The organism is Dethiosulfovibrio peptidovorans DSM 11002 (assembly GCF_000172975.1).
GTDB lineage: Bacteria > Synergistota > Synergistia > Synergistales > Dethiosulfovibrionaceae > Dethiosulfovibrio > Dethiosulfovibrio peptidovorans.
Genome location: NZ_ABTR02000001.1, coordinates 1,319,752 through 1,344,249 on the forward strand (window position 1 = coordinate 1,319,752; position 24,498 = coordinate 1,344,249).

The 24,498-nt window shown below is 55.2% G+C and carries 25 protein-coding genes; 14 read left to right on the forward strand and 11 right to left on the reverse strand.

What is annotated here, in order from left to right:
- Nucleotides 1–15: 15 nt before the first annotated feature.
- The 3 genes from DPEP_RS06315 to DPEP_RS06325 all read left to right on the forward strand — a co-directional run bounded on the left by DPEP_RS06315 (nucleotide 16) and on the right by DPEP_RS06325 (nucleotide 7,494).
- The gene (locus DPEP_RS06315; RefSeq protein ID WP_005660583.1) at nucleotides 16–2,892 is read left to right on the forward strand and encodes a PD-(D/E)XK nuclease family protein; all 2,877 of its coding nucleotides are present in this window, start codon (nucleotides 16–18) and stop codon (nucleotides 2,890–2,892) included.
- A complete protein-coding gene (locus DPEP_RS06320; protein ID WP_005660584.1) occupies nucleotides 2,879–6,361 on the forward strand; it encodes a UvrD-helicase domain-containing protein in 3,483 nt (1,160 codons plus the stop codon). The genes DPEP_RS06315 and DPEP_RS06320 overlap by 14 nt, the downstream gene beginning before the upstream one ends.
- Before the next feature lie 167 nt (nucleotides 6,362–6,528).
- Nucleotides 6,529–7,494, forward strand: a complete 966-nt coding sequence (locus tag DPEP_RS06325; RefSeq protein WP_005660586.1) for a hypothetical protein — start codon at nucleotides 6,529–6,531, stop codon at nucleotides 7,492–7,494.
- A gap of 73 nt (nucleotides 7,495–7,567) precedes the next feature.
- On the opposite strand, the gene DPEP_RS06330 is transcribed toward DPEP_RS06325, so the two are convergent.
- The 3 genes from DPEP_RS06330 to DPEP_RS06340 are packed head-to-tail and all read right to left on the reverse strand — an operon-like array spanning nucleotide 7,568 to nucleotide 9,617.
- A complete protein-coding gene (locus DPEP_RS06330) occupies nucleotides 7,568–8,344 on the reverse strand; it encodes a polysaccharide deacetylase family protein (RefSeq protein ID WP_005660587.1) in 777 nt (258 codons plus the stop codon).
- On the reverse strand, nucleotides 8,341–8,826 hold the full coding sequence (gene ybaK, locus DPEP_RS06335) for a Cys-tRNA(Pro) deacylase (protein WP_005660588.1): 486 nt from the start codon (nucleotides 8,824–8,826) through the stop codon (nucleotides 8,341–8,343). Before ybaK ends, DPEP_RS06330 begins: the two co-directional genes overlap by 4 nt.
- A gap of 50 nt (nucleotides 8,827–8,876) precedes the next feature.
- On the reverse strand, nucleotides 8,877–9,617 hold the full coding sequence (locus DPEP_RS06340; RefSeq protein WP_005660589.1) for an IclR family transcriptional regulator: 741 nt from the start codon (nucleotides 9,615–9,617) through the stop codon (nucleotides 8,877–8,879).
- A gap of 251 nt (nucleotides 9,618–9,868) precedes the next feature.
- On the opposite strand from DPEP_RS06340, the gene DPEP_RS06345 reads away from it, so the two are divergent.
- The 6 genes from DPEP_RS06345 (at nucleotide 9,869) to DPEP_RS06370 (ending at nucleotide 14,801) form a co-directional block, all read left to right on the forward strand.
- Nucleotides 9,869–11,263, forward strand: a complete 1,395-nt coding sequence (locus tag DPEP_RS06345; RefSeq protein WP_005660590.1) for a YfcC family protein — start codon at nucleotides 9,869–9,871, stop codon at nucleotides 11,261–11,263.
- Nucleotides 11,264–11,278: 15 nt separating this feature from the next.
- The gene (locus tag DPEP_RS06350; RefSeq protein WP_005660591.1) at nucleotides 11,279–12,472 is read left to right on the forward strand and encodes a M20 metallopeptidase family protein; all 1,194 of its coding nucleotides are present in this window, start codon (nucleotides 11,279–11,281) and stop codon (nucleotides 12,470–12,472) included.
- A gap of 109 nt (nucleotides 12,473–12,581) precedes the next feature.
- The gene (locus DPEP_RS06355; RefSeq protein ID WP_005660594.1) at nucleotides 12,582–12,893 is read left to right on the forward strand and encodes an ArsR/SmtB family transcription factor; all 312 of its coding nucleotides are present in this window, start codon (nucleotides 12,582–12,584) and stop codon (nucleotides 12,891–12,893) included.
- A complete protein-coding gene (locus DPEP_RS06360; RefSeq protein WP_005660596.1) occupies nucleotides 12,883–13,128 on the forward strand; it encodes a thioredoxin family protein in 246 nt (81 codons plus the stop codon). Before DPEP_RS06355 ends, DPEP_RS06360 begins: the two co-directional genes overlap by 11 nt.
- Nucleotides 13,129–13,221: 93 nt before the next feature.
- Nucleotides 13,222–14,385 carry a permease gene (locus tag DPEP_RS06365; RefSeq protein WP_005660597.1) on the forward strand — a complete coding sequence of 388 codons (1,164 nt, stop codon included), beginning with the start codon at nucleotides 13,222–13,224 and terminating at the stop codon, nucleotides 14,383–14,385.
- Nucleotides 14,382–14,801, forward strand: coding sequence for an arsenate reductase ArsC (locus DPEP_RS06370; protein WP_005660598.1), 420 nt, complete (start codon nucleotides 14,382–14,384; stop codon nucleotides 14,799–14,801). The genes DPEP_RS06365 and DPEP_RS06370 overlap by 4 nt, the downstream gene beginning before the upstream one ends.
- 114 nt (nucleotides 14,802–14,915) lie before the next feature.
- On the opposite strand, the gene DPEP_RS06375 is transcribed toward DPEP_RS06370, so the two are convergent.
- The 4 genes from DPEP_RS06375 to DPEP_RS06390 are packed head-to-tail and all read right to left on the reverse strand — an operon-like array spanning nucleotide 14,916 to nucleotide 17,382.
- The gene (locus DPEP_RS06375; protein ID WP_005660600.1) at nucleotides 14,916–15,860 is read right to left on the reverse strand and encodes an NAD(P)/FAD-dependent oxidoreductase; all 945 of its coding nucleotides are present in this window, start codon (nucleotides 15,858–15,860) and stop codon (nucleotides 14,916–14,918) included.
- A gap of 13 nt (nucleotides 15,861–15,873) precedes the next feature.
- Nucleotides 15,874–16,404, reverse strand: coding sequence for a YeeE/YedE thiosulfate transporter family protein (locus tag DPEP_RS06380; protein ID WP_005660602.1), 531 nt, complete (start codon nucleotides 16,402–16,404; stop codon nucleotides 15,874–15,876).
- A gap of 10 nt (nucleotides 16,405–16,414) precedes the next feature.
- Nucleotides 16,415–16,645 carry a sulfurtransferase TusA family protein gene (locus DPEP_RS06385; protein ID WP_005660603.1) on the reverse strand — a complete coding sequence of 77 codons (231 nt, stop codon included), beginning with the start codon at nucleotides 16,643–16,645 and terminating at the stop codon, nucleotides 16,415–16,417.
- A gap of 44 nt (nucleotides 16,646–16,689) precedes the next feature.
- The gene (locus DPEP_RS06390) at nucleotides 16,690–17,382 is read right to left on the reverse strand and encodes a YeeE/YedE thiosulfate transporter family protein (RefSeq protein ID WP_198003048.1); all 693 of its coding nucleotides are present in this window, start codon (nucleotides 17,380–17,382) and stop codon (nucleotides 16,690–16,692) included.
- A 94-nt stretch (nucleotides 17,383–17,476) separates the two neighbouring features.
- Between DPEP_RS06390 and DPEP_RS06395 the strand changes: the two genes are divergently transcribed.
- Nucleotides 17,477–18,382 (forward strand): LysR family transcriptional regulator, encoded by a 906-nt coding sequence (locus DPEP_RS06395; RefSeq protein ID WP_005660606.1) that lies wholly within the window; start codon nucleotides 17,477–17,479, stop codon nucleotides 18,380–18,382.
- Here DPEP_RS06395 and DPEP_RS06400 read toward each other — a convergent pair.
- Both DPEP_RS06400 and DPEP_RS13810 read right to left on the reverse strand, forming a co-directional pair.
- The gene (locus DPEP_RS06400; protein WP_005660608.1) at nucleotides 18,348–18,587 is read right to left on the reverse strand and encodes a sulfurtransferase TusA family protein; all 240 of its coding nucleotides are present in this window, start codon (nucleotides 18,585–18,587) and stop codon (nucleotides 18,348–18,350) included. The two genes, DPEP_RS06395 and DPEP_RS06400, sit on opposite strands and share 35 nt — an antisense overlap.
- Before the next feature lie 405 nt (nucleotides 18,588–18,992).
- Complete coding sequence (locus DPEP_RS13810; RefSeq protein WP_198003049.1) at nucleotides 18,993–19,361, reverse strand: hypothetical protein; 369 nt, start codon at nucleotides 19,359–19,361, stop codon at nucleotides 18,993–18,995.
- A gap of 63 nt (nucleotides 19,362–19,424) precedes the next feature.
- Between DPEP_RS13810 and DPEP_RS13655 the strand changes: the two genes are divergently transcribed.
- Entirely contained in the window at nucleotides 19,425–19,796 is a 372-nt protein-coding gene (locus tag DPEP_RS13655; protein WP_050771307.1) for a transposase, read from the forward strand.
- Nucleotides 19,757–20,392, forward strand: coding sequence for an IS66 family transposase (locus DPEP_RS06410; RefSeq protein WP_005660611.1), 636 nt, complete (start codon nucleotides 19,757–19,759; stop codon nucleotides 20,390–20,392). The genes DPEP_RS13655 and DPEP_RS06410 overlap by 40 nt, the downstream gene beginning before the upstream one ends.
- Here DPEP_RS06410 and DPEP_RS06415 read toward each other — a convergent pair.
- Together DPEP_RS06415 and DPEP_RS13270 are read right to left on the reverse strand one after the other, a co-directional pair.
- Nucleotides 20,343–21,092, reverse strand: a complete 750-nt coding sequence (locus tag DPEP_RS06415; RefSeq protein WP_005660612.1) for a P-loop NTPase family protein — start codon at nucleotides 21,090–21,092, stop codon at nucleotides 20,343–20,345. The genes DPEP_RS06410 and DPEP_RS06415 overlap by 50 nt on opposite strands.
- A gap of 27 nt (nucleotides 21,093–21,119) precedes the next feature.
- Complete coding sequence (locus DPEP_RS13270; RefSeq protein ID WP_005660613.1) at nucleotides 21,120–21,377, reverse strand: methylmalonyl-CoA mutase family protein; 258 nt, start codon at nucleotides 21,375–21,377, stop codon at nucleotides 21,120–21,122.
- Between the two features lie 294 nt (nucleotides 21,378–21,671).
- Here DPEP_RS13270 and DPEP_RS06425 point away from each other — a divergent pair, with 294 nt between their 5' ends.
- Nucleotides 21,672–22,664, forward strand: coding sequence for an ABC transporter substrate-binding protein (locus DPEP_RS06425; protein ID WP_005660614.1), 993 nt, complete (start codon nucleotides 21,672–21,674; stop codon nucleotides 22,662–22,664).
- 19 nt (nucleotides 22,665–22,683) lie between these two features.
- A complete protein-coding gene (locus DPEP_RS06430; RefSeq protein WP_005660615.1) occupies nucleotides 22,684–24,429 on the forward strand; it encodes a choline/carnitine O-acyltransferase in 1,746 nt (581 codons plus the stop codon).
- Nucleotides 24,430–24,498: the final 69 nt, after the last annotated feature.

Below are 24,498 nucleotides of genomic sequence, written 5' to 3' on the forward strand. Positions count from 1 at the left end.
CATCGGAGGATTTTTATGGCTTTGAGGATATACGAATACAGAAAAGTCGGATCGATGAAACCGATCCTGTCGAGGATTTCGATAGAACAGGGCAACCCGGTGGTCTACCTCGTCCCGGGATCGTCCGATCGGGAGTGGCTCAAGGATATCCTGCTCGAAGAGGGAACCTTCGGCAGGGAGGCCTTCCGAATCTGGCGTTGGGATGACCTATATCGGGAGGCCTGCTCCGCCACGGGATCGGTGCCTATGGTGCAGATCGATCCGCCTGACCACTGGCTGGCCCTTCATCATCTGGTTCGGGAAAGCCTGACCAGATGGAGCGATTTAATGCCTCCGGGGACAGGACAATCGAGTTTCGTTCAGACCCTGGGGGAGACGGTCAGGGAGCTCATAAGGGAGGAGGTTCCCCCGGAAGCCCTGTCGGAGGCTCTGTACCCCGACGGAGAGGATCATCCTGAAGAGCCGTCCTGGCTGCTGGCGAACCTCTACCGTCGTTATCTGGAGCTGTTGAGATCCAGAGGCCTTATGGACAGCGCCGCGGTCTCCACCGAGATTGCCTCCCTTATCGAGGAAAATCCGGAGGCGGCAAAATGGCTTCGACGATGGAGGATCGTTCTGGTCGGCTTCTACAGTTTCACCCACTCTCAGCTCGGCATGGTACGGGCCATGGTGAGGAATGGGGCGGACGTCACGTTGCTGTCCCCCGAGGCGGGACTGGAAGGAGAGTACGGAGCTCCTTCCCAGCTGGAGGGAGCGGACGTCTTAAGATCGAAGCCTTCCCAATCGGGATGTTTCGTCATATCGGGAGGGGCGGCCAGAGGCGAGATGGAGACCGTGGTCAGGGACCTGGCCCTCTGGAGCTCTGGCGAAGGCCCTCTGGCGGATAAGGGGAATTTTCCAGGTTGGGGGGAGGTCGGGATGACCGTCGACTTCAGGTCTACCTCTTTGGCCTCGGAGGTGCTGAGGCGCTACGCCGTTCCGTTCAGAAGGTCTGAGGGCCGCACCGTGGCGGAGACGATCCTGTGGGACACTGTCAGGAGGGCTTGGGATTGCTACAGGGACGGATGGCAGCCCGAACCTACGGCGGAGCTTCTCTGTCTGCCCTGGTTTTTCCACGGTCTCTCGGAGCGGTGGCTTGTTATGGCCTCTCCCAGAGGCCTCAAAGGGTGGAGGGATCTGGCTTCCTCGGAGGAGAGTCTAGCTGAACCTTTGGAGAGAGTGGTTGCATTTGCCGAAGCCATCGGAAAAGGCGGTACCGCCGAGGAGCTTCTGACCGCGATGAAAAGACTGGTGACCTCCTCTCCGGATTGGCGGGAAGTGCTGTCTTCACGGTTGGAGGACCGTCCCGAACTGGACGAGGTCGTCCTGGAGCTCGGATCGGCGGTCCAGGAATTGGATCGAAAGCTCGACCGAATCGCCGAGCTCCAGGCCGACCTGGGCGATCCGGGAAAGGCGGTTTTGAAAGGTGGCGACGCAATGGCGTTTCTCTCCGTCTGGGCAGAGAGCGCCGTCGTCTGGCCCGGAGCCTCCCGAAGCGGAACGATGACCCTTTACGGAGGCACTCCCCCGGTGTTGGCCCATCATCGTATCTGGGCCTTCTGCGGGGTTACCGCGAAGAATTGGCCCGGACCCATGGCGGAGTCGCCCCTTCTCGGCGACTGCCACAAGGAACTGCTTCACGATATGGATCTCAGGGGCAGCAGGCTGGACAGGACCCATCTGCCTCTCATGTCGGAGAAAAGGGCTCAGAGGGAGGTCCTGTTCAGGAGAATTCTGGCCTGTGGCGACGATCTAGTAATACTGTCTTATCCGTCTCTGGACGGGGCGGGACGGCCACTGCCGGAGAGCCCCTTTATCGGCGGTGCCTTGAGAGATCGTTGGATAGACGAATTGGGGAAAGAGGTCCGTTCGGTGGGGAACGTCCTTCCCCGCTGGGAGGAACCGGCGCTACTGCCATCGGAGGTTCAGGAACCGCCCAAGGGGATCGTGACGGCCAGGCCGGACCGTCGGTTGCCCTCGGATCCGATCATGGCGGAGATCCGCTCCATAAGGCTCAGCTCGATAGACTCCTTCGCGGCCTGCCCCTTCATGTTTAGATGCTCCCAGATAGTGGGTCTCGAACCCCCGGAGAGGCCGGGATACGACGGACGACTGGCCGGAACGGCGGCTCACAGACTATGGCGGGATGTCTGGAAGGCCTACGAGGTCGATAGAGACGCGGATCTGGCCTCTCTGGCCTGCGATATCTGGCCCTCCGTCCTCGAGGAGGTCTACAGAGGGTTGCTCTACTCTCCGGATCTCAAGCGAAGAGGCGACGCTCTTTTAAAGGACATCCTCAAAACCGCCGATTATCTGAGCGAACTTGAGGATATCGGACTCAAAAACATGAGGGTCGCATCCTTTCTCGAGTGGGAGCTGCCGGTCCTTGAGCTCGACGGGGTTCCCTTTACGGGCATAGCGGACAGGATAGACCTGTTGGACGACGGAACCGTTCTGATATGGGACTACAAATCCGGCGGCTCCTCGAAATACGATCGTTCTCTTCAGTTGGCCTGTTACGCCAGGTCTCTCGAGCTATCGGACAGCCTGCCCTTCGAGATGTCCAGAGTGGGAGGATACGGCTTTATCTGTCAGAGGGATCAGAAGGTCGTGGGAGCCGCCGACGAGGATCTTCGGGAGTTTATGGGGCTCTCTCCCAGGAGCAGGGTCGCCCTGGACACCCGGTTGAAAGACGCCTCGGATGTCATAGAGGCAGCCGCATTCGCCGCCAACTCCGGGCTTTTCCCTCCGAACTACGATAACGATCAGGCCTGTAGAAACTGTCCCTACAGCGGCCTCTGTCGCAGAGGCGAGCTCCACGGAAGGGAGGACGACGAAGATGACGATCGATAGGGAGATAGCCTCTCTGACCGATATGGTGAACTCTGCTACCCTTCCGGCACAGAAGGAGGCCATTACAGCCGAGGAGTCTCTGGTGGTGGTCAGCGCCGGAGCCGGCACCGGTAAGACCTGGACCTTGGCCTGGCGCTTCGTTTGGGCCGTGGCCACCGGAAGGGCCAGGGCGGGGGAGATCCTCACCCTAACCTTCACCGACAAGGCCGCCACCGAGATGGCAGAGAGGATCCGACTCCTTATGGAGGGGCTTCTTCCCAAGACGAAGGAACTCCCGACCGTAGCAGCCGCTCTAAGGGAGGGGCTGGAGAGTCTGGAGGATTCCTATATATCGACCATACACTCCTTTTCCTCCAGGGTAATAAGGGAGTCGGGGCTCTCTCTGGATCTGGATCCGGCCAGCCGGGTGGTCTCCGCTCCGGAAGAGGATCTGTTCTGGTCTCAGATGACCGATTGTCTGGACAGGCTGGACCGTCGCTGGGTGGGTCGTAATCTCTCCGGCGAGGTCAGGGATTTCGGCATAGCCCTGATGGAGGATCCCATGACCCTGGAGCTTCTGGAAAACTACGGGCCCTCCGGCGTGGTCCGTTTCGCAAGAGGTCTTATGGACATATCCTCCAGCAGAGGGGATCGTCCGGAAGATCTGCTCTCCTGGGCGGAGGAGCTCGACGAACGTCACGAGGCTGTGATCGCCCCCTTGATCGCGGCCTCGGTGGAGGAATGGCGATCGATCCATCGGATGTGGTGCGGGCCGAGGGGGATACTGTCCGGCCTGACCCTGGGCGACACGAAGCTGGGAATTCGTCTGGCCGGATTGAGGGACCGATGGTGCGAGGATATCGATGAGGATCGCTACATAGATTTTCTTAGGGACCTCTGCGAGGCGATAAAGGGAGCCCGCGGGAAGCTGGCCGACTCCATAGCGTCGCTTCTGCCGGAGGAGAAGGTCAAGGACCATCGAGAGAGCATATTGAGCCGGTCCTTCATTTGGAATCTGGCAGAGGAGGGGTGGAGTCAGAGAGAGTTGGACCTCACCAGAGGGCTGTTGAGACTCGTCGCCCTGTGCTGGTTCTGTTGGGAAAGCAGAAAGAGCGGAAGAGGGCTCATAGCCTTCGACGACATGCTCCTTCACGCCGGTCGAGCCCTGGAGAGAAACAGGGAATACGCCGGGCGGTTCAAAGAAGTCCTGGTGGACGAATTTCAGGACACCAACGGCCTTCAGGACAGGCTCATCCGTTCGGTGGTATCGGACGGGGACGCAAGGCTCTTTCTGGTGGGGGATCTTAAACAGTCCATCTACCGGTTTCGTCACGCCGACCTGTCCCTCTTCGGAAGCTATATATCGAAAGCCCGGAAGGGGGGACGTTACGTATCCCTCGACGTCAGCTTCAGAACCAGGGATGTCCTTCTCGACCGAGTGAACCGTCTGTTCGGCCATATATGGAGAGATGGTCTGGGAGCCACTCTGCATCACCGTTACGAATCGCTCCGGCCGCCGGTGGATCAACCCTGGCACGGGGCCAGACAAGACGTATCGGTCGCTCCCTGGGAAAATATAATACTGGAAGCGGGAGAGGACGAGAAACTATCCGCCGAGGACAGGCGGGATCGTTCCGCATCCCTTCTGGCGGCCAAACTGACCGGCATGGTCGGAGAGGAAACGATCTGGGACAAGGCGGAATCGTCGGCGAGGACCATGAGGTGGAGGGATGTCGCCATACTTGTTCCCTCCAGGACTCTTTTTCCATCGATCCAGAGGGTGCTGGGAGATCTCTGGGGCATTCCTCTTCATTTCGAGAAGAACACCGGCTATTACGCCAGGACCGAGGTGCAGGATTGCGTCGCCCTGCTGAGGTGTCTATTCGACCGAGAGGACCATCTCGCCTTGGCGGGATACATCTGTTCCCCCTTTTCCGGTCTCTCTCTGGCGGACGGATCGCGGTTGCTCGACCGGTCCGCCGGAAAGGATCTGTCGGAGGAACTGAGGGGCCAATATCCGGAGATATTCGCCCGGCTCGAGAGATGGAGGGAGATAGGGCTGGTCCAAGGCGCCTCCCGCGTCATGGAGGAACTGGTCGCCGACGGAGCCGTTCTCGACCGTTTCGCCGAGTGGAAGAGGAGGGGAGTGGCGGCGAATCTGAGGAGGACGGTGGATCTCCTTCGGGAATACGAGTCTACCCTGGGCAACGGACTTTCCGGCGCCGCCTCGTGGCTGGGGGAGGCCCTGAGGAAGAGGGCCAAGGAAGAGGAGGCCGGGGCTGTCGGCCCGGACGAGGACGTGGTCAGGGTTATGACGGTCCACGCCTCGAAGGGGCTGGAGTTTCCCGTGGTGGTTGTTGCCGGTTGCGACTCCAACGGAAAGGGTTTCCCGTCGTCGCTTATGCCCTCTGCCTATCTGGGAGCCGCCCTTTCCAGGGACGACGGCGGGAACGGAGATCCTATCAGCAGAAAGGTCCACAGACTGTTGGAGGAGACAGCCGAGAAAGAAGAGAGCGAGAGGCTCTTTTACGTGGCCTGCACCAGGGCCAGAGATTGTCTGATGTTGAGCGGTTCGTGGGATCCCCCGGAAGACTCCTGGTTCGACATGGCGATCCGGTCCGGAGAGGTCGATAAGGCGTCCGATGTGGATGGCGATCCCCCGGAAAGATCGATCGAGAGGTCTCTGCCAGAGAGAGGCCCGATAGTGACCATCTCCGGATCGCCCGGAGGCCTGGAGAGAATCAGCGCTACCTCCTGGGCTCTTTACCGTCATTGTCCCTACGGTTGGAGGCTCCGTTTCCGTCAGGGCTTGGACCTGACCTGGGAACAGCCCGACGGCGAGACGGGAGGCGGTCCGGACATGGGAAGCCTCGCCCATTGGATCCTGGCCCGATGGGACTTCTCCGTAGATGGCCTGGAAAAACTGCTTTCCTCGGAAAGATCCTTGCTCCCAGGAGATCTTAGACCTATATGGGGCGATAGGGAGACCAAGGATAGGCTGAGAGGGTGGCTCGTCGACCTGATCTCCTCCGAGGAGGGGCGAAAGCTTCGCCCTCTGAGGGACTCGGGATATCTCATGAGAGAGGCTCCTTTCAGGGTTCCCTTGAAGGACGGCCCCCTGTTGGTAGGGGCGGTGGATGTTATGTGGCCCGGAGACGACGGAGCCTATTCGATTCGGGATTACAAGATAACCCTGGAGGGAGGGGCCCCCGAAGGGCTATACGAGGACCAGCTTAGATTCTACGGCTTGGCCGTGACTCTCGGCATGGACGCTTCATCCGTCGATATGGCCCTGTGGCGTCTCAGGGAAAGGGGACGATCGGAGAAAGTCTTCCTGAGCCCCTTCGAAGACTGGGAAGGTCTGGCCGAGGAGATCCGTAAGGATTCGCTGGAGGCGGCTGCCGGTCCCTGGCCGAAGAGAGAGGATCGCTGCGAAAGCTGTCCGTTTTTCCGGCGCTGCCGCGGTGTGGACCGTTTGTCTAGAGGATAGCCATCGATAGCGACGTGTTCGACCTGGTGGTGCCTCTTCACGTGGTGTAGGTCATTATTTTTCAATAGGCGAAATCGCCCCGTCGAGAGCATCCGGCGGGGTTTTTTCTTGCGGTGTGACCGATGGGGTGTCAGAATTCGTGGAAATGGAGGAGAGGAGGAAAGAGCTTGAAGGAATTGGCCAACATATCGGTATACCCCTTCGATCTGGAGCCCTTCGGTTCCTGGGAGAGGGCGCTGGAGTTCCATCTGTCTCTGGGGCTGGACGGTCTGGAGGTCTTGACGGCCTTCGACGGCACCATGGGGGTTCCTAAGGACGTGGTCACCGCGGTCCATCTGCCATTCTGCATGGACTGGATGCCTCTTTGGAACGGAGGAGAGCTTGAGGGATCGTTCTCCCCGGAGGAGGAGGTCTATTTCAGGGGAGGTTCCTCCAGGGAAGATCTGGTGTCCAATCTGAGACGCTATCTCTTCGACGCGTCGTCCCTTGACCCGGCTTACGGGGTATTCCACCTAACCAACACCTCCGTAGGGGAGGTACTCGGGGGGATGAAAGCCAACGGCTCCCGTTCGGTGCTCCTCTCCGCGGCGGAGATGGTGAACGAGGCGGTGTCGATTTTCCCCCAAGGGGAGCCCCCCGTGAGGGTTTTCTTCGAGAATTTGTGGTGGGAGGGCTTGACCTTTCTTGATCTAGATTTACTAGACCTCTTTGCGTCGTCGTTGAACTTCTCCAACTGGGCCTTTCTGCTGGACACTGGCCATCTTCTGAACACCACGACGACCTGTCGGAACGAGGACGATGCCATGGATTATCTGACGTCAGTTTTGGGAGGGCTACCAAAGGAGATTCGCAGTCGCATAGAGGGGGTCCATCTGAGCTTGAGTCTGTCCGGCGAGATGAGGGAGGTCCATGATTGGCTGGATCACGATCCTGAGGAGGACTTTATGGTTCGACTGGACAGGGCCTGGAGAAGGATGTCCAAGATAGACCAGCATCGTCCGTTCAGGACCTCGGCCTGTCGCCGGTTGCTGGATCTGATGGAGCCCGACTATCTTACCCACGAGTTCATATGCGATGATATCGAGGACCGACGGAGCAAGATACTGACCCAGCGAAGGGCCCTGAACGGATAGAGTTGACCTAGTGAGGGCCAGAGCGGCACAGGTTAGATCCTGTCGGGCTATGCCGGTCGAGCCGAAAAGGGAATTATCTTTGCATGTCGTAAAGCTCACTCAACGTTAGGAAGCGGAAGCCTCTTTTGGTTAGATCCTCCACGGCGGCGCGAATTCCCTCGGCGGTGCCGGACTCGGGGTGATTCATGTGGCAGAGCACCACTCCGCCGGGCCTGACCGACGATATACTGTCTCTGACCCGATCGGCCGAGAAGGTAGCGCCTCCGTCGCCGTTGACTGAGAAACCTGCCACGACGTATCCCAGCTCCGTTACGATCTTCACCGAGGCCCTGTCGTAGTGGGCCGTTCCGGCCCGGAAGAATCGAGGTTTCTCCCCTGTCGATCTCTCGATGGTGTCCCCGCAGGTCTTTACCTCTGAGATCACCTCTGCCCGGTTTTTAGTTCCTGCTATGCCGTAGGCCGATCTTCCCGTCAGGGAAAGAGGCACGTGTCTGGTACCGTGGTTTCCTATCTCGAATAGGGGGTCTTCCGCCAGGGACGCGAACTCGTCTGGATGGGCCTCGATCCATCGCTCGTTTACGAAGAGGGTCGCAGGTATATCGTCTTTTCTCAGAAAAGCGATGAGCTCTTCGTCGTAGTCTCTTTCTTCTCCGGTGTAGGAGCTCTTGCCGCAGGCGTCGAATGTGAGGGCCAGGACCTTTTCGTCGGTGTCTATCTCCTTAAATATCCCCGGCAGATCCACGCCCCAGTCCATATCGGACGGTTCCGATGCTGCATATGCCGATATAGCCAGGAGGGCCGTCGCCGAGCCCACCAGGAGGGTTTTCAGAATCCTGGAGAGGGATGTCATCTGGTGAGCCTCCCCACCGTGGCGTCGGTGGCCCTTATCAGGTCCTCCGGGGACAGTGTCATCTGGAGCCCCCTCTGACCGGCGCTTACCGCTATTGTCTCGTGTCCTACGGCGCTCTCGTCCAGGTAGACCGGGTAGCCTTTCTTCGCACCTACCGGGGAGCAGCCTCCGCGCACGTAGCCGGTCAGAGGCTGCAGCTCCTTCAGGTGGACCATCTCCATCCTCTTGTTCCCGCTCAATGCGGCCAGTTTTTTCAGGTCCAGCTCTGAGGCTCCGGGGATACAGGCCATCACGATATCCCTCTTGGGGTCGTCTCCCCGGGCCACCAGGGTCTTGAATATCCTCTCGATCGGTAAGTTCACCTTGCTCGCCGCCGCTACGGCGCTGAGGTCTTCCTCGTCCACCTCGTATTCCAGGAGTTCCACGGAGATCCCAAGTCTTTCCAGTTCCCTGACGGCGTTGGTCTTCCTGTTTCCCTTCATTGCATTTTCCTTCCTTTTCGGAAATAAAAATCTTTCGATCAAGGTTCGATCTATGCCAGATTTCTCTCTATCCTTTTGGCCGTCTCCATGACCGGGATCACGAGATCTCTGCTTTTATCCTCGAACTTGAATCTCGGTCCCGAGAGGATGAGTCCGGCTATGAGATCTCCCCTCGGAGACAATACCGGAGCTCCTATGGCCATCCCTCCAGGGTTTATCTCCTCGATGCTGATGGAATACCCTCTCTCTCGAATCGCCGACAGCTCCTCCCTCAGCCTTATTGAGTCTATGAGGGTGTTTTCCGTAAAAGGTCTTAGAGTCTGATCGAGCATCCACTCTCTGAAGGTCTCCTGACAGTATGCCAGGAGGATCTTTCCCATCGCTCCGGCGTATATGGGAAGCTCTCCTCCTACCGAGAAGGAAAACTTTATCGCCTTGGGGGTCTCCACTATATGGACGCATCGAGCCACCTCGCCATCCGGTACGGCCAGGACCGTGGTCTCTCCTGCCTCCTTGACCAGATCCCTCATAGGGATATCGCTCTGCCTGACAAGTTCCTGTCTCATCTGACGTTCCTTCGCGAAGATCATCATCCTCGGTCCGAGGCGGTAGAGTCTGGTCCTGGGGTCCTGGATCACCCATCTGTCTTTTCCTAGGGACGTCAATATGCGGTGCACCGTGCTCTTCGGTATGTCGCTTCTTTCCGATAACTCCTTCAGGTCCATGGTTCCTCCGGCCAGAAAGAGGATCTCGAGAAGTTTCATGACCTTTTCCGTCAGTCCGTTGGACATTTTCAGAGTCCTCCCTCCGAATTACCCGTGTTTTTCAAGAGGCAGACAACATTTTCCACTCATAGGGGAGGTAAAGTCAATTGACATAATCCTGCAAATTGATAGAATTTCAAAATGGGAATGGCGTCCTGTAGAGAGGAATAGTATTCAATTGATGAGAAGGGGGCCCGATAAAGACGAGAATACCCGTCCTCTCCGGCGTTGTAGTTCCCGAAGTCTTTTTTATAAAACTAAATAGGGAGTGGTTCCAGGTGGAGAAAAAGCGTTGGTATAATAAGCTTCCCAATCCGTATGTCCTTCTTTTCATGATCATAATAGTGGCAGGGATAATGACCTACATCGTTCCGGCCGGGGAGTTCGATAGGGCCCAGGTGGGTACCCGTATGGGAGTGGTCGCCGGTACCTATCATCACGTGGAGCAGTCTCCCGTCGGTTTTTTCGACCTTTTCAAGGCCCTGCCCATGGGGATGGTCAAGGCGGCCAGCATCATATTCATCACCTTTATCTCCGGGGCCCTTTTCAATCTGCTTAACGCCACCGGGGCTTTGGAGAACGCCGTGGGAGTGATAGTCCGTCGCATAGGGGTGAACAAGAGTAACCGTCTCATATGGCTTATGACTTTCGTGTTCGGATTTCTAGGCGCTACGGTGGGTTTCGAGAACAACATAGCTCTGGTTCCCATAGCGGTTTTGGTGGCCCTGGCCCTCGGAGGGGATCTCATGGTGGGTGCGGGAATGGCCGTCGCCGGTATCGGGGTGGGATTCGCCACGTCGCCTATAAATCCCTACACCGTAGGTGTAGGAGCTGTCATAGCCGATCTCCCCATGTTCTCCGGGGCCCTGCTGAGGACCGGTTTTTGCCTGGCGAGTCTGGCTTTGGTGGCCCATCATACCTGTAGATATCTGGGTAAGATAAAGAAGAATCCCTCCGCCAGTCTGGTAGCGGGAATCGGCACTGATGGACTTTCGCTGACCCATCCCATAGAGGAATATTCCCTCTGCGGTAAGGACAAGATCGTCCTGACCTCCTTCGTTTTTGGGATGGCTACCATCCTGTTCGGCGTGTTCACCTGGGGATGGTATATTACCGAGATCTCGGCGGTCTTTATAATAATGGCGGTTGTGGCCGGGCTTTTGGCCGGTATGAACTCGGACGAGATTATAGCTAAGATGGTAAAGGGAGCGGGCGACATAGTGGGAGGAGCCTTGATCATAGGCGTGGCCAGAGGGATTCAGGTCATACTGGATGCCGGTCATATAGGCGATACCATAGTACAGACTCTGGCGGCTCCCCTTGCCGATCTGCCTGTCACCCTCTCTGCCATATTGATGACGATGGTGCACAGCGTAATCAATTTCTTCATCCCCTCCGGCAGCGGACAGGCCATGGCCACTCTGCCTATAATGATCCCTCTCAGCGACCTTATAGGTATGACCAGACAGACCGCCATACTGGCCTTCCAGGTGGGAGACGGAGTGATGAACCTCCTAGTACCGACTTTAGGAGGCCTTCTAGCCATGATCGCTTTGGCCAGGGTTCCCTTCGATCGCTGGTTCCGTTTCGCCTTCCCGCTGGCCCTGAAGATACTCGTCATGAGCTGGTTCTTCCTGGCGGTAGCGGTGGCGATAAATTGGGGTCCGGCGTAGAGGGAGGTCGTCGTTTTGTCCGTTTCGAATTCGTTTAAAGGCCATTCCCGTGATATCGAGAGGAAGATAATAGACTGGTATCGTCATCTGCACAGACATCCGGAGCTTTCCTTCAGGGAGATAGAGACGAGCCGTTGGATAGCCGAGAGGCTGGAGGAGATGGGAATCGACGATGTCCGAGTAGGGTGTGGCGATTTTTCCTCCGGCGTAGTGGCCGAGATAGGGAAAGAAGGACCTACCGTGGCACTTAGGGCCGATATGGATGCCCTTCCGGTCGTCGAGGATACCGGGCTCTCTTTCGAGTCGGAGAACGTAGGGGTGATGCACGCCTGCGGACACGATGCCCATATGGCCATATTGCTCGGTGCCGCCGAGATACTTTCGTCGAGGGCTAGAGAACTTCCCGGTCGGGTCCGTCTCGTCTTTCAGCCTTCGGAGGAGGCCTCTGTGCCTCGATCCGGTGCGGATGCCATGGTAGATTCCGGCGTACTGGATGGAGTCGACGGCATATTCGGTCTTCACGTCTGGCAGCCTCTGGATTCGGGGATCCTCGGATGGTCAGACGGCCCCCTTATGGGATCCTCCGATTTCTGGAAGGTCTCCATCGAGGGTAAGGGAGGTCACGGCGCCATGCCCCATCAGACGGCGGATCCTACAGTGGCCGCCGGAGCCTTCCTCATGGCGTTGCAGACTATCGCCAGTCGCCAGACCGATCCTCTCGACAGCGTTGTGGTCAGCGTGGGGAACCTGAGGGCGGGAGAGGCGTTCAACGTGATCCCCGACATGGTGACGATCGAGGGAACTGCCAGAACCCTCTCTAGGGAGATACGGGACGAGCTTCCGGGAAGGATCGAGACATTGGTGGTCAACACCGCTCGAGCCTTCGGATGCGGGGCGCGACTTGAATATCTCAAAAACCTGCCTCCGGTCATAAACGACGGGAAAATGGCCCGGCGGATTTCCGACGTCGCTTCGGGGCTCTTCGGAGAGGACAGGGTGAGAAAGATCCGTCCGACCATGGCGTCGGAGGATTTTAGTTTCTATCTCGAGAAGGTGCCGGGGGCCTTCGTATTCCTGGGAATGGGAGGTGAGGGAGGAGCGGACTGGCCCCATCATCACCCGAAGTTCAGGGTGAACGAGTCGGTCCTGGTCGACGGGGCCTCTCTCCTGTCGTCGGTGGCGTGGGATTTTCTGGATAATAGAGATTGATCCACAGGAGTCGGGCCCGGTTCAAAGAACCGAGCCCGATTTTTTACCCTCGGTCCCTTGCCTCCGATGTTTTTATGTGGTAATATTGCCACACAAGGGAGGGGGTCCCATGGCGGATAAGGATTGGACCGTCGCCGTTTTCAAGGCCTTGGCCCATCCCCTCAGACTGGAGATAGTCAGGAGGCTGGGCGTGGGCGAGGTTTGTGCTTGCGAGATAGCCCGGTGGTTCGAGTCGGATAGAACCACAGTCAGCAAGCATCTGGCTGTGTTGAGGGATGCAGAGGTACTGAAGGATCGCAGAGAGGGACAGAAGATCCTGTATTCCATAGCTTTGCCCTGCGTCTCCGACATGATAAAGTGCGTCGACTCCGATCGATGCGCATCTATTTGTCCTAATGGAGGTTGTCGAAATGACCGTTAAGATTCAGATACTGGGGACAGGCTGTCCCAAGTGCAAGAAACTTGCTGAACTGGCCGAGGCCGCTGCAAAGGAGTTGGGTTTGGATTACTCCATGGAGAAGGTAACCGATATCTCCGAGATCCTGGAGTTCGGCGTGGCCGGTACGCCGGGATTGGTGGTAAACGATAAGGTGGTGGCGGCTGGAAGGATCCCGACCCCTCTGGCGGTCAAGAGACTCATCTCCGAGGCTCTTTAGGGTTGTAGGCCCCTCGAGGGCCTTTTTTTCGAGAAGATATGTGGTGTTTATGTCACATATGCAGGGGAAAATAAAGGAAAGAGGGTTCTTACATTGGAGGATAAGAGGAAATTTGCGTGGATATTAGGGGTGTTTCTCCTGGCCTACTGGCTTCCTATCGACTCTCAGGGAGTGCGGTCTGGTGCGGTGGAGGCCTTGGCGATGCTCCACGAGTACGCCAGGGAACACGTGCTCTTGTGTCTGATACCGGCTTTCTTTATCGCCGGGGCCATCTCCGTCTTCGTCAGTCAACAGGCGGTTATGAAATACCTGGGGGGTCAGGCTAAAAAATGGGTGGCCTATTCGGTAGCGGCGGTCTCCGGGACAATCCTGGCCGTGTGTTCCTGCACTGTGTTGCCTCTTTTCGCCGGTATATACAAAAGAGGAGCAGGTCTCGGCCCTGCCTCTGCGTTTCTGTATTCCGGACCGGCTATAAACGTGTTGTCGATCATTCTTACCGCCAGGGTCCTGGGGTTCCAGTTGGGTTTAGCTAGAGCAGTAGGAGCGATAATCTTTTCCGTGTTAATTGGAATTTCCATGGCGTTCATCTTCCGTGGTGAGGAGGAGGTGCGGCAGAAGGGTTTTGCCCAACTTCCCGACGACGGTTCCGAAAGACCCCTTTGGAAGACGGTTTGGCATATGGCCAGTATGGTGGTTTTTTTGGTCTTCGCCAACTGGGCTGCGCCGAAGGTTCCCGGTGGAGTCTGGGAGGCCGTTTATTCCGTCAAATGGTATGTAGCGGCGGCAGCCCTCCTCTCCACATTGGTCGCGACTTTCGTGTGGTTCAACAGGGACGAAAAAGAGGAATGGATGGGGTCTACCTTTGAGTATGCCCTACAGGTATTGCCGCTTTTATTTGGCGGGGTCCTGGTTGCTGGTTTTCTACTGGGACGGCCTGGACACGAGGCTCTTATCCCTAGCAGATGGGTAGCCTCTTTGGTGGGAGGAAACTCGGTGGGGGCCAATTTCTTCGCCTCCATCTCCGGGGCCTTCATGTACTTCGCCACCTTGACGGAGGTGCCTATACTCCAGGGGCTTCTGGGGTCCGGAATGGGGCAGGGACCAGCGCTGGCGCTTCTGCTGGCGGGGCCTGCACTTTCTTTGCCTAATATGCTGGTCATTAGAAGCGTCATTGGCACCAGAAAGACCGTTGTCTACGTGGGGTTGGTGGTCGTCATGTCCACTATAGTGGGAACCATATTCGGGTATATCTCATGAGGATATTGTTTCTGTGCACCGGGAATTCCTGTAGAAGTCAGATGGCGGAGGGTTGGGCCAGGCACACATGGGGGGATCGATACACCGCCTTTTCCGCTGGATCGGCCCCTCATGGCCTGGACCCTCTGGCTGTAAGGGTTATGGCAGAGGCGGGAGTGGACATCTCCGGACATCGATCCAAGAGCGTTACAGAGTTTTTCGATTCGTCCATAGACCTGGTTATAACCGTTTGCGACAAGGCCAGAGGAACCTGTCCGGTCTTCCCCGGAGACGTCGATACGATTCATGCGGGATTCGAGGACCCTCCGGCATTGGCAAGAGAGGACCAGAGCGAGGAGGAGGCGTTGATCTTTTACCGAAGGGTTCGAGACGGGATCAAGGCCTTCGTGGAGGGCTTGCCCAAATTTGTAGGATGATTGAGAGCTTCGCTAATTGGACCCTGTCTCGAACGGGTTCCGTCGGGGTGGCCTTGCGGAGGATTTATGGTTAATGCAGGTGGCGGTATCTAATAGATGCCGCCACCTACATAATTACCTGGTAAGTATGTAGTTTTCCGCTTCCACCGCTGCTATTGCGCCATCCGAGGCTGCTGTGACGACCTGCCGGAGGGTCTTTGTCCTGACGTCTCCTGCCACGTACACGCCCGGGCAGGATGTCTCCATCTTTTCGTTGGCTTTTATGAAGCCTTGGTCCATCTCGACCTGGCCCTGGAAGATTTGGGTCTTAGGCGTCAGTCCTACATAGGGGAAGACGATAAAGTCCTTCGTCCCCTCTCCAGGGAGGATAGTCCTCTGTTCTTTGGTCTTTACGTTTTCTATAACCATGGATGTCACGCAGTCCGTGCCTCCGATGGACTTGACGACCGAATCCCATATGAAGTCGAGGCATTTGCATTCGAAGGCTCTCTCCTGTATGGATTTAGCTGCTCTAAGCTGATCTCTTCTGTGGATCAAAGTCACCTTGTTGGCGAACTTGGTGAGGTACATGGCTTCCTCCACAGCGGAGTCTCCTCCGCCTACGACGTAGACGTCCTTGCCGATACAGTTGTTAGCGTCGCAGGTGGAACAGAAGGAAATACCCTTGCCTATGAGTTCGGCTTCTCCGTCGCAACCGATTGGTTTGGGTTTTACCCCCGTGGCTATTATCACGCTTTTGGCGTGGTACTCGTTCCTAAAGGTATGGACTATTTTATCCATCCCTGTGAGTTCGACCTCTTTTACTCCTGTAAGCTTGAATTTGCATCCAAACCTTTTGGCCTGTTTGTAAAAGAGGTTCATCAATTCCTCTCCGCCGACCCCTTCGGGAAAGCCAGGGTAGTTCTCTAGCCCCTGTGTGGAGGTTATCAATCCGCCGACCAATCCCTGTTCTATTACCAGGGTGTTAAGCCTAGCTCTTCCGCAGTATATCCCTGCCGTCAGTCCCGCTGACCCTGCTCCTATGATAACTACGTCGTAGTCCTCTTTCTTCTTAGCCATTAAGGACCTCTCCTCACATGAAGAATTTCACCAGCAGTTTGCTGCCCACGAAGGCCCCCAGAAACATGAACGCCAAATAGATCCATCCGGATAGGGCCATGGAGGCCACCCCGCTGAAAAGGGCTCCTATATTACATCCGAAGGCAATTCTTGCCCCGTATCCCATGAAGAGACCACCTAGAATGGCGGCGACCGCCTGTCTCAGGCTCTTTATCTTCTTTATCTTGAACTCCGATGCCAACAATGTCGCAAGGAGGGCTCCTACGATTATACCTATGTTTCTGATGCTTCCTCCGTTGGCCAATAATCCCTTGGATAACGCCTTTCCGTGACTACCAGCGTAGTATACCCATGTATCGACCGATCCTCCCAATGTCTCGTAGATCCAGGTTCCCCAAAGGGCGAAAGGAGATGTCACTCCCCAAGGTTTGCCGGATGAAGCGAAAATAGCGATGTTGAGGACCGCCAGGATAACCGCACCTGCGTAATAAGGCCAAGGGGTTTTAAGGAAAAGCCTGTAGTATTTGTTATCCCTTATATTCACCTTTATCCACTCATTTCGTCTTCTCGATCCAAATCTCCCACTGCCCGTCGTCAATCTCCTCTATCTCGCAGTTGTAACCCTCTTTGTTGGCCCACTCTGGGACGTTCTTTACCGCACAACTGTGATCGATCTCTATTGTTATGGTGTCGCCGACGGACATCTCGGCCATTTTCTTCTGAGCCTTTATAAGCGGTATGGGGCAGGCTTCCCCGAGGCAGTCGAGAGTGTATTCTTTCGCCATGGTGTGTGTCCTCCTTGGTTTTTTTTGTAAGATATGTCTATCGTTTATTTTTCTAGGCTTTTTCTGTTGCTAAACCAGTCTGCCAGGATGAAAAGCCCCATCAGAAGGCCAAATTGAACGACCAAAGCGGGGAACCATCCCAGTACGTCGGGAAGAAATATCTTTACGCTTCCATCGATAAATGTCGGTTTCCAGTAATTGAAGTCACGAGCTCCCCATACAGAGCCGACGATGAAGAATACCAGTGAGAGCCACTGCATAGAAAAGCCTTCTCCTACTCTCATCAGGGTTCCTGAAGCGCAGCCTCCTGCTATGACCATGCCTATCCCGAACATAAACGCTCCGATGGCTATGTGAACTCCCACAGGAGATATGTTCCCGGGAATAGGCTGCCCAGTTAGGCTGGCTTTGTACTGAATAGCCGCAAATCCTACAGTGGCCAGTGCGATGGCGACTATCACCGCCTTGGTTAGGTTCGTTCCACCAGTAAGAACCGGATCCCTCATTGAAGCGGTGAAACAGAAACGAGAGGCTCTTAGGGTCAATCCCAGTAATATTCCAAAAAACCAAAAAGATGGGTTACTAGGACTGAAGTTGCTTAAATAAAATCCTACAGCTACAATAACAACCAGTAAAAGAAGGGCGATTGGGAGCTGATTTGCCTTCTTCTTCCGGGTGGATCTCTTTGCTCTCTCCACGTCTCTCACCTCCCTTCTGGTTAAATATTTAACTATCATGCTCTATGGTCATTATATTCTTTTCCTTAGTGAAGTAGTTAACGGATAAACTTATGCACCATCGCTCTTACCGATGGACAGGAGGGGACCGTATTTGAATCAATCGACCATAAAGTATTTCCTTAACATAGTTGAGGAAAAGAGCATCTCCAAGGCCGCTCAAAAACTCCATATGAGTCAGTCGGCATTAAGTCAGCAGCTTAAACAGCTTGAGGAAGAGATGGATACATTGCTTTTAGAGAGGAGCAATCATGGTATCTCCCTGACAAAGTCGGGGGATCTCTTTTATTGCTATGCCCAGATATTCGAGGAGTTATACGAGAAGATGAGGTCCGAGATGGAGCTTCTGAAACATCGATCAATATCCGTTATCCGCGTGAGTTCATCCACCAGCATCTGCGAGTATCTTGTACCCTGTGCCTTGACGGCTTACCAGAGGAGAAATCCCTCTATTAGGTTCAACAACATCTGTAACTATACCGAGGAGGTCCTGGAGGACGTCAGAAATTTTCGGTCCGATATAGGGTTCATCTCCCAGGAGAAGGGGAGTGACGAGGACCTTTTTGTGCACAAGTTGATGGACAATAGGTTGGCGATAATAAGTTCTCCAAAAAATAGAGCGATCGAAGATATCCGATCGCTCTGCGAGCTCGCTAACATGAACCTATTGTTGTGTCCTAAAAAGTCCGGTCTTCGTGGAATAATAGATAAAGCTTTCTCCGATAACGGAGTGTCTCCGGAAAAACTGAACGTGGTAATGGAGATGGGCAGCTTAGAGGCATTGAAAGCATCTGTGGCGAACGATGATGGAGTTTCTATAGTTCCTTACGTTACAATTAAAAAAGAGCTTTATCTTGAGATGTTGAAACAACATATTATTCCGGATGTGGACATGAGCTGCCCCGTCTCGATAGTCTATCATCGGTCGTCTCTTCAGATGCCCGAGTTGGATTCTTTTATAGAGTTTATGCTTCATGAGGGGAAAGACAGTTTTTGCTGATGATGATCTCGAAAATGCCAGGTATGACCTCTTCCAGCTCGATAGAGCATCCCATCTCGTCGGCGATATCCTTGACGTTCAATGGGGCGCAGCTATGGTCTGAAACAAGGAGGATGCTCTCTCCCGGCCTCATCTTCTCCATCGCCACCTTGGCTTTCATTCCAGGTATGGGGCAAAAGTCCCCTAGACAGTCGATTTTTTTCAATTCGATACCCCCTTGTTCCTAATATACCTTAATGTATCTGGGGCCTCCCGATTATCGGTGGTCTCGTTCTGGATATTCCCCCATATTGAGGGGTTTGGGGTTTAAGGTATAAAAAAGACGATTACCCTTAGCCTCGTAGGGTAACCGTCTTTTTTATACCTTATTTTCTCGACCTGTGGCGCTGTGCTCTTATCAATTTATCCATTTCTCCGCTCTCTAAGGTTCCCCAGCCTACGAAAGTGTAGGGACGAGGAGTCCCAAAAAGCTCTTGGAATGACTTGAGGGGAAACTGGTTTAGAACGTAAGCCCTGTTGTCGTTCTGTTTTTGTTCTTCCTGTTTCGTGATGGTCCCGGTCTTTTTCTTCTTCTGTAACTATTCAGTCGCCTGCCGATTTAGGTCCTAAATCAGCAGTTCCTCAGGCTCTTGCAACGTGATATCATGGCATCAGAATAAATCTGAAGGGAGGCCTCCCTGTGTTTCAGAAGCCCACCTACGAAGAGCTCTTCGAGGAAAACCAGATGCTCAAGGCGATAATCAAGAGCCTTAGCGAGAGGATCTCTGAGCTCGAAGCCATCCTGAAACAAAACAGCCAGACCAGCTCCAAGCCTCCTTCCAGCGACGGCTATAAAAAGCCCAAGCCGACCAGCTCCCGGAAGAAAAGCGACAAGAGTAAAGGGGCTCAGAAAGGCCATAAAGGAAGTGGCCTTTAGCTTCCCCATGAGCCGGATAAAATCGTGGAGCACCTGCCCAAACAGTGCGAGAGCTGCGAACATAAGGATGTCTGAACCGCCGATAAGGCTTCCTGCGGTGCAGGATACGTAATAGAGACCAAACTGGTGACCATGGTGGAAAAACATCAGGTGATAAAACGAACCTGTCCCTTGTCCAGCGAAACGATAAGGGGTCATCTATCTGTAACCGTGAAGTCCACCATCCAGTATGGTCCGGAGACTACAGCTCTGGTCTCTGTCCTAAATACCCTAGGAGCCGTATCCGCCGTAGCATCCTCTGTGGAGGTCATAAAGGAGAAGGTCAAAGCTCTTCCCTTAGCTCACTTCGACGAAACAGGGGTCCGAGTAGATAAAGGACTCCGCTGGGCTCATGTGGCCTGTAACCGTGACTACGCCTACATCTCCGTCGAGAAGAAGCGAGGCTATGATGGAATGGAATGGTCGCCTCCGGGATACTTCCCTGTTTCAGAGGGATAGCTGTCCATGACTTCTGGCGCCCCTACGAGAGGTTTGACGTAAACCACGTCTACTGCAACGCCCATCTTATTCGGGAGCTGAAAGGCATCCACGAAAACACCGGCCAGGAATGGGCTTTAAAGCTGAGAAAACTCCTGGTATGGGTCCAGCACAAGAAGAAGGCGTTTATCGTGGCCGGTAAGGACCGTTTTTCCCCTTATTGCTGCCGCTACAGGATCGACAAACCCTTCGATGAATTACTTGCCTCCGGTCTGGCCCAAAACCCTCTACCTATTGGAAAGGGGACAAGAGGCAGGCCCAAAAAAGGCAAGGCCAGGAACCTCCTGGAGAGATTTAGGGACCATAAGGAGGAGATCCTGCTCTATTCCAGGGACTTTGCGATCCCCTTCGACAATAACGAGGCTGAGCGAAACATCCGCAACTTCAAAGCGAAGCTTAAAATATCGGGCTGCTTCCGAACCTCGGAAGGGGCTAGTGACTATGCCAAAATAATGTCGTTTCTCATCACGGCGAAGAAAAACTCGATCAATATATTCGAGGCCATGTCTATGGCTCTCGATGGTCAGATTCTCTTCCTGGCTGGAGCGACTGAATAGTTACCTTTGCTATGGAGGGATCCTGAGAGATTTTGTGGTGAATGTACTCTTCCACCATGGTGTCCATCCATTGGAGGGCCTGTCTGGCTCTCCTCTCTTGGAAGAACCCCGATTCCTTCATTGCTTTCTCGAACTTGGTAACGAGCTTCCATAGGTCGTCTATACCGTCGCCGGTAAGGGCGGAGCAGGCGTAGGCTCCGGTGGTCCATCCCTCCGTTGCGGGACGGAGATAGTGAAGTATCTGCTCGTAGTCCGCCCTTGTGACCAGGGCCTTTCTTCGGTTGTTTCCGTCGGCTTTGTTGACCACTATGGCGTCGTATCCGGCGGCCTCGCATAGCAGCAGGGGCTCCCTGCTTTTTCTGGTGACACCTTCCAGAGTTCCGCTGGAGGGAGAGGCCCTTATGAAGGCTCTGGTTCCCCTGGTCAGTTTTTCCATCCTGGTCTTGTCTCCCAGTATGCTACCGCCAGAGACGCCGCTGCTGGGGTCCACGGCAAGCACCGCCATCTTGTATCCTCTCTCACAGAGTGAGTAGCCAAGGGCCTCTATGAAGGTGCTCTTCCCGACTCCGGGAACCCCTGTTATCCCTACTCTGACGGCGTTTCCAGTATTCGGTAATATCCTCTGGACGAGCTCCTGGGCAGGGCCGAAGTGTCTGGGGACGTTGCTCTCTATAAGGGTTATCCCTCTGGAGAGAATCATCCTGTCCCCTTCGAGGATGCCCCTCTCCTATGCCCAGAAAAACGAGAGCCTCGGGGCGAAGTTGTCCACGTCCAGTCCCGCATCTATGCCGGTGCGGATGTATTCCAGGCCGTCGGCCGAGGAGTAGCCCAGTTCTATGTCGGCTGTGGCGCCTGCCTCCTGCATCTGATAGCCCGATATACTTATGCTGTTGAACTTGGGCATATGCCGGGATGTGTAGGAGAATATGTCCCCTATGATCCTCATAGATGCGTCAGGGGGGTATATGTAGATGTTTCGGACCATTAGTATCTCGTATTATTCCAGCGTCCCGACCGATGTCAAGCTATATCGATCACGAGCTGTTCGTCGTCCCGTTCGGGAGGTGGTCGTTTTTTGACTTTTTGTATAATAGAGACATCGTCTGGAGATCTCTCCCTTGGTTAGCGTTTTAGAGCGGGATGAGGGGGGGAAGATTCCGTCAATTGTCGGTCCGAGAGATAAATTTATGTTATTATATAAATTTACAGCGGTAAGGCCCTTGCATGGGTCAGGCGTTCTCCCCGATATTGGGGAGACTTTTTCGAGAGGAGTCGATGTATGAGAAAGAGTACGAAGTTTTTCAGTGTAATTTTGACGTTGGGGGTTATTCTCTCCTCCGTGGCGGCCTCGGCTGGGTCTAAGATAGTCTTTGCCGATTTCAGCTGGGAAAGCGCCCAGTTCCACAACAGGGTGGCCGGTTACATACTGGAGCACGGATTCGACCGCGAGGTAGCCTATTCGCTTACCGAGGAGATGCCCGGTTTCCTGGGACTGGAGAGAGGCGATCTTCAGCTTGCCATGGAGACGTGGGTGGATAACTCCATAGCCATCTGGGATAAGATAACGAAGAAGGGGAAGGTCCTGGAGATGGGGAAAAATTACCCCAACGCTCCTCAGGGCTGGTATGTCCCCACGTTCATCATAGAGGGAGATCCCGAGAGAGGGATAGAGCCTCTCGCCCCGGATCTTAGATCGGTTACGGATCTTCCTAAGTACTGGAAGATCTTTCAGGATCCGGAGAACAAGGATAAAGGCCGTTTCCTGAACGGGCCCACCGGTTGGCCGATCAGCATCAAGAACGTCGACAGGCTGAAAGCGTACGGACTCGACGATACATACGTTAACTTTTACGCCGGTTCCGGTGCGGCTCTGGCCGTCGGTATAGCCAGTGCCTACGAAAAGGGAAGGCCGGTTCTGGCCTATTATTGGGAGCCTACCCCTCTGCTCGGAAAATACGACATGACCAAGCTGGAGGAGCCGCCCTACGATCCGAAGGTATGGAAGGAAACTGGTATGTGCGCCTTCCCCGCCTGTAGAGTCCTCAAAACCGGAAACCGTGCATTTCTGGAATCCGAGCCGGAGATCAGGGATTTCGTAGAGAGGTACGAGACCTCCTTAGAGCTGACCAGCGAAGCTCTCGCCGTCATGGATACCGAGGGGATGAGCGGTCCCCAGGCGGCGGAGTGGTTCCTGAAAGAGCATCCCGAGGTGTGGTCGTCCTGGGTAGACGAAGAAGTGAGGGCGAAGGTATCCAAGGCCTTAGGCCTTTAATTAAGGGGAGGTGATCGTCTTGTCCGGTTCGGCTATGGAAGGTTCGTCTCGACGTCTGCCTTTCGACGATCCTTACGGCAGCGCGGAAAAATTGGTTTCATGGGCGGAACCACTGCTTTCTACGGAGGAGTTGGATCTTTCAAGAAGGGCGGTCATGGACTTCTGCGCCGGGCCGGCCTCCCTTTTGCAGCGGGAGCTGAATCGTCTCAGAAATGACGACGACGAAATATTGGAGCTTCTGCCCTATTGGAGAGGATGGTACCTAGAGCAGAGGGAGCCTCTGCCGGTACACGTCAATCCATTTTACCTGTTTGACGGAGATGAGATCACCGAGGACGATCCTCTCCGTATCGCCGCCCGTCTCTCCTTGGCTGCGGCCTCCTTTTGTTCCCGTATAGATCTGGGGGATATCCCTCCGGACGAGTTCAGAGGGGAGCCTCTCTGTATGGATCGTTACGACACTTTGTTCCGGTCCTCCAGGGGAGCCTTTTCCGGTAAGGACAGGGTGATGGTCGGAGATCCTGAAAGCCTTGCCGGTCGATCCGCTCTCATATCGGTGAGAGGACGACTTTTCCTGGTCGAGCTTATATCTCCGGAGGGGGAGCTTAGGGATTTCGACGATCTCGTCGACGTTCTGAATTCCCTTTGGCTAGATTATAAAGAGGATGAGCTTCCCATAGGACTGATGACCTGTCCCGACAGAGATGGAGCCGCGAGGATCAGGAGGGAGCTCTGCATGGACGAGGAAAACGTCCGTGCCCTTGCCTCCTTGGAGGGGGCTTTGTTCGCCCTCTGTTTGGACGGCGACTGCGGCCCGGAGCTCTACGACGGAGCCAAGCATTTTCTCTTCGACGGAGGGAGGAACCGATGGTTCGAGAAGTCCTTCCAGATAGTAGTGACATCTGACGGACACTGCGGGTTGAACTTCGAGCATTCGGGCAGGGATGGAACCTACGTCGGTAGGCTGGTTCGAGAGATCCTGACCGGTTGCGGTGCGGCCGGAACCGGTCGGTCCGATATGTCCGATCCTTCGGAGCTGATTTTCTTCCGTTCTCCCAGACTGGTCGATCTTTTGGAGAAGGCCCGGAAGGACTGTGAGGAACTGGGAAACTCGATAGTCCAGCGTCCTTTCGTCTTCGATCTTTTCGGACGGGATAGGATAAAGAGCGGCGGAGTCAGTCCAGATGCATTCGTACAGATCGCCATGCTCCTGGCCCAGAAAGAGATATGGGACGAGTGGCAGAGCGTCTACGAATCGGTTCAGCTGCGTCGTTTCAAGGGCGGTAGGACCGAGGGGACCCGGCCTCTGACCACAGAGTCCGCGGCTTTCGTCGACGCCTTTCTGTCGGGGAAGTCCTGCTGCGATACGCTGAAGTCCCTTCTACAGAAGGCGGGAGAAGCCCACAGGGACAGAATAGCTCAGTGCATGGACGGCAAGGGGCCGGAGGGGCATCTATCCCTTCTGAGAAGGATATGGAGGGAGAGAGGCGAGGATCTGAACATCCTTAAAGAGCCGGAGCTCTATAGCTCTCCCGCCTGGCGAAGGCTGACCAGAAACGTCATATCCTCCAGCACCACCAAGGGCGACGGGTTGAGGCTGGCTGGCTACGGACCGGCGGAGCCCGGAGGACTCAGTTCCAGATACCTTTCCAGACGGGGGGAGCTTATCTTCCACGTGGCTTCCTGGAAGAGCGACGGAGACCTGGCCGATAGATACGTGGCTTCACTGAAAAAAGCCCTCTCCGAGATGGAAAAGATACTCTAGGGTTTCTTTCCTAGGAGCCCCGGACGAAAGCCGTAAGGCGCGAGACCCCTAGGGATCTCGCGCCTTACG

Bases quoted from the DNA above. Each gene is read 5' to 3' on its own strand.
- DPEP_RS06315 (WP_005660583.1), top strand. From the start codon at position 16: ATGGCTTTGAGGATATACGAATACAGAAAAGTCGGATCGATGAAACCG.
- DPEP_RS06320 (WP_005660584.1), top strand. From the start codon at position 2,879: ATGACGATCGATAGGGAGATAGCCTCTCTGACCGATATGGTGAACTCT.
- DPEP_RS06330 (WP_005660587.1), bottom strand. From the start codon at position 8,344: ATGACATCCCTCTCCAGGATTCTGAAAACCCTCCTGGTGGGCTCGGCG.
- ybaK (WP_005660588.1), bottom strand. From the start codon at position 8,826: ATGAAGGGAAACAGGAAGACCAACGCCGTCAGGGAACTGGAAAGACTT.
- DPEP_RS06340 (WP_005660589.1), bottom strand. From the start codon at position 9,617: ATGTCCAACGGACTGACGGAAAAGGTCATGAAACTTCTCGAGATCCTC.
- DPEP_RS06355 (WP_005660594.1), top strand. From the start codon at position 12,582: ATGGCGGATAAGGATTGGACCGTCGCCGTTTTCAAGGCCTTGGCCCAT.
- DPEP_RS06360 (WP_005660596.1), top strand. From the start codon at position 12,883: ATGACCGTTAAGATTCAGATACTGGGGACAGGCTGTCCCAAGTGCAAG.
- DPEP_RS06370 (WP_005660598.1), top strand. From the start codon at position 14,382: ATGAGGATATTGTTTCTGTGCACCGGGAATTCCTGTAGAAGTCAGATG.
- DPEP_RS06375 (WP_005660600.1), bottom strand. From the start codon at position 15,860: ATGGCTAAGAAGAAAGAGGACTACGACGTAGTTATCATAGGAGCAGGG.
- DPEP_RS06385 (WP_005660603.1), bottom strand. From the start codon at position 16,645: ATGGCGAAAGAATACACTCTCGACTGCCTCGGGGAAGCCTGCCCCATA.
- DPEP_RS06390 (WP_198003048.1), bottom strand. From the start codon at position 17,382: ATGATAGTTAAATATTTAACCAGAAGGGAGGTGAGAGACGTGGAGAGA.
- DPEP_RS13810 (WP_198003049.1), bottom strand. From the start codon at position 19,361: ATGTTCGCAGCTCTCGCACTGTTTGGGCAGGTGCTCCACGATTTTATC.
- DPEP_RS06410 (WP_005660611.1), top strand. From the start codon at position 19,757: ATGGTCGCCTCCGGGATACTTCCCTGTTTCAGAGGGATAGCTGTCCAT.
- DPEP_RS06415 (WP_005660612.1), bottom strand. From the start codon at position 21,092: ATGATTCTCTCCAGAGGGATAACCCTTATAGAGAGCAACGTCCCCAGA.
- DPEP_RS13270 (WP_005660613.1), bottom strand. From the start codon at position 21,377: ATGGTCCGAAACATCTACATATACCCCCCTGACGCATCTATGAGGATC.
- DPEP_RS06425 (WP_005660614.1), top strand. From the start codon at position 21,672: ATGAGAAAGAGTACGAAGTTTTTCAGTGTAATTTTGACGTTGGGGGTT.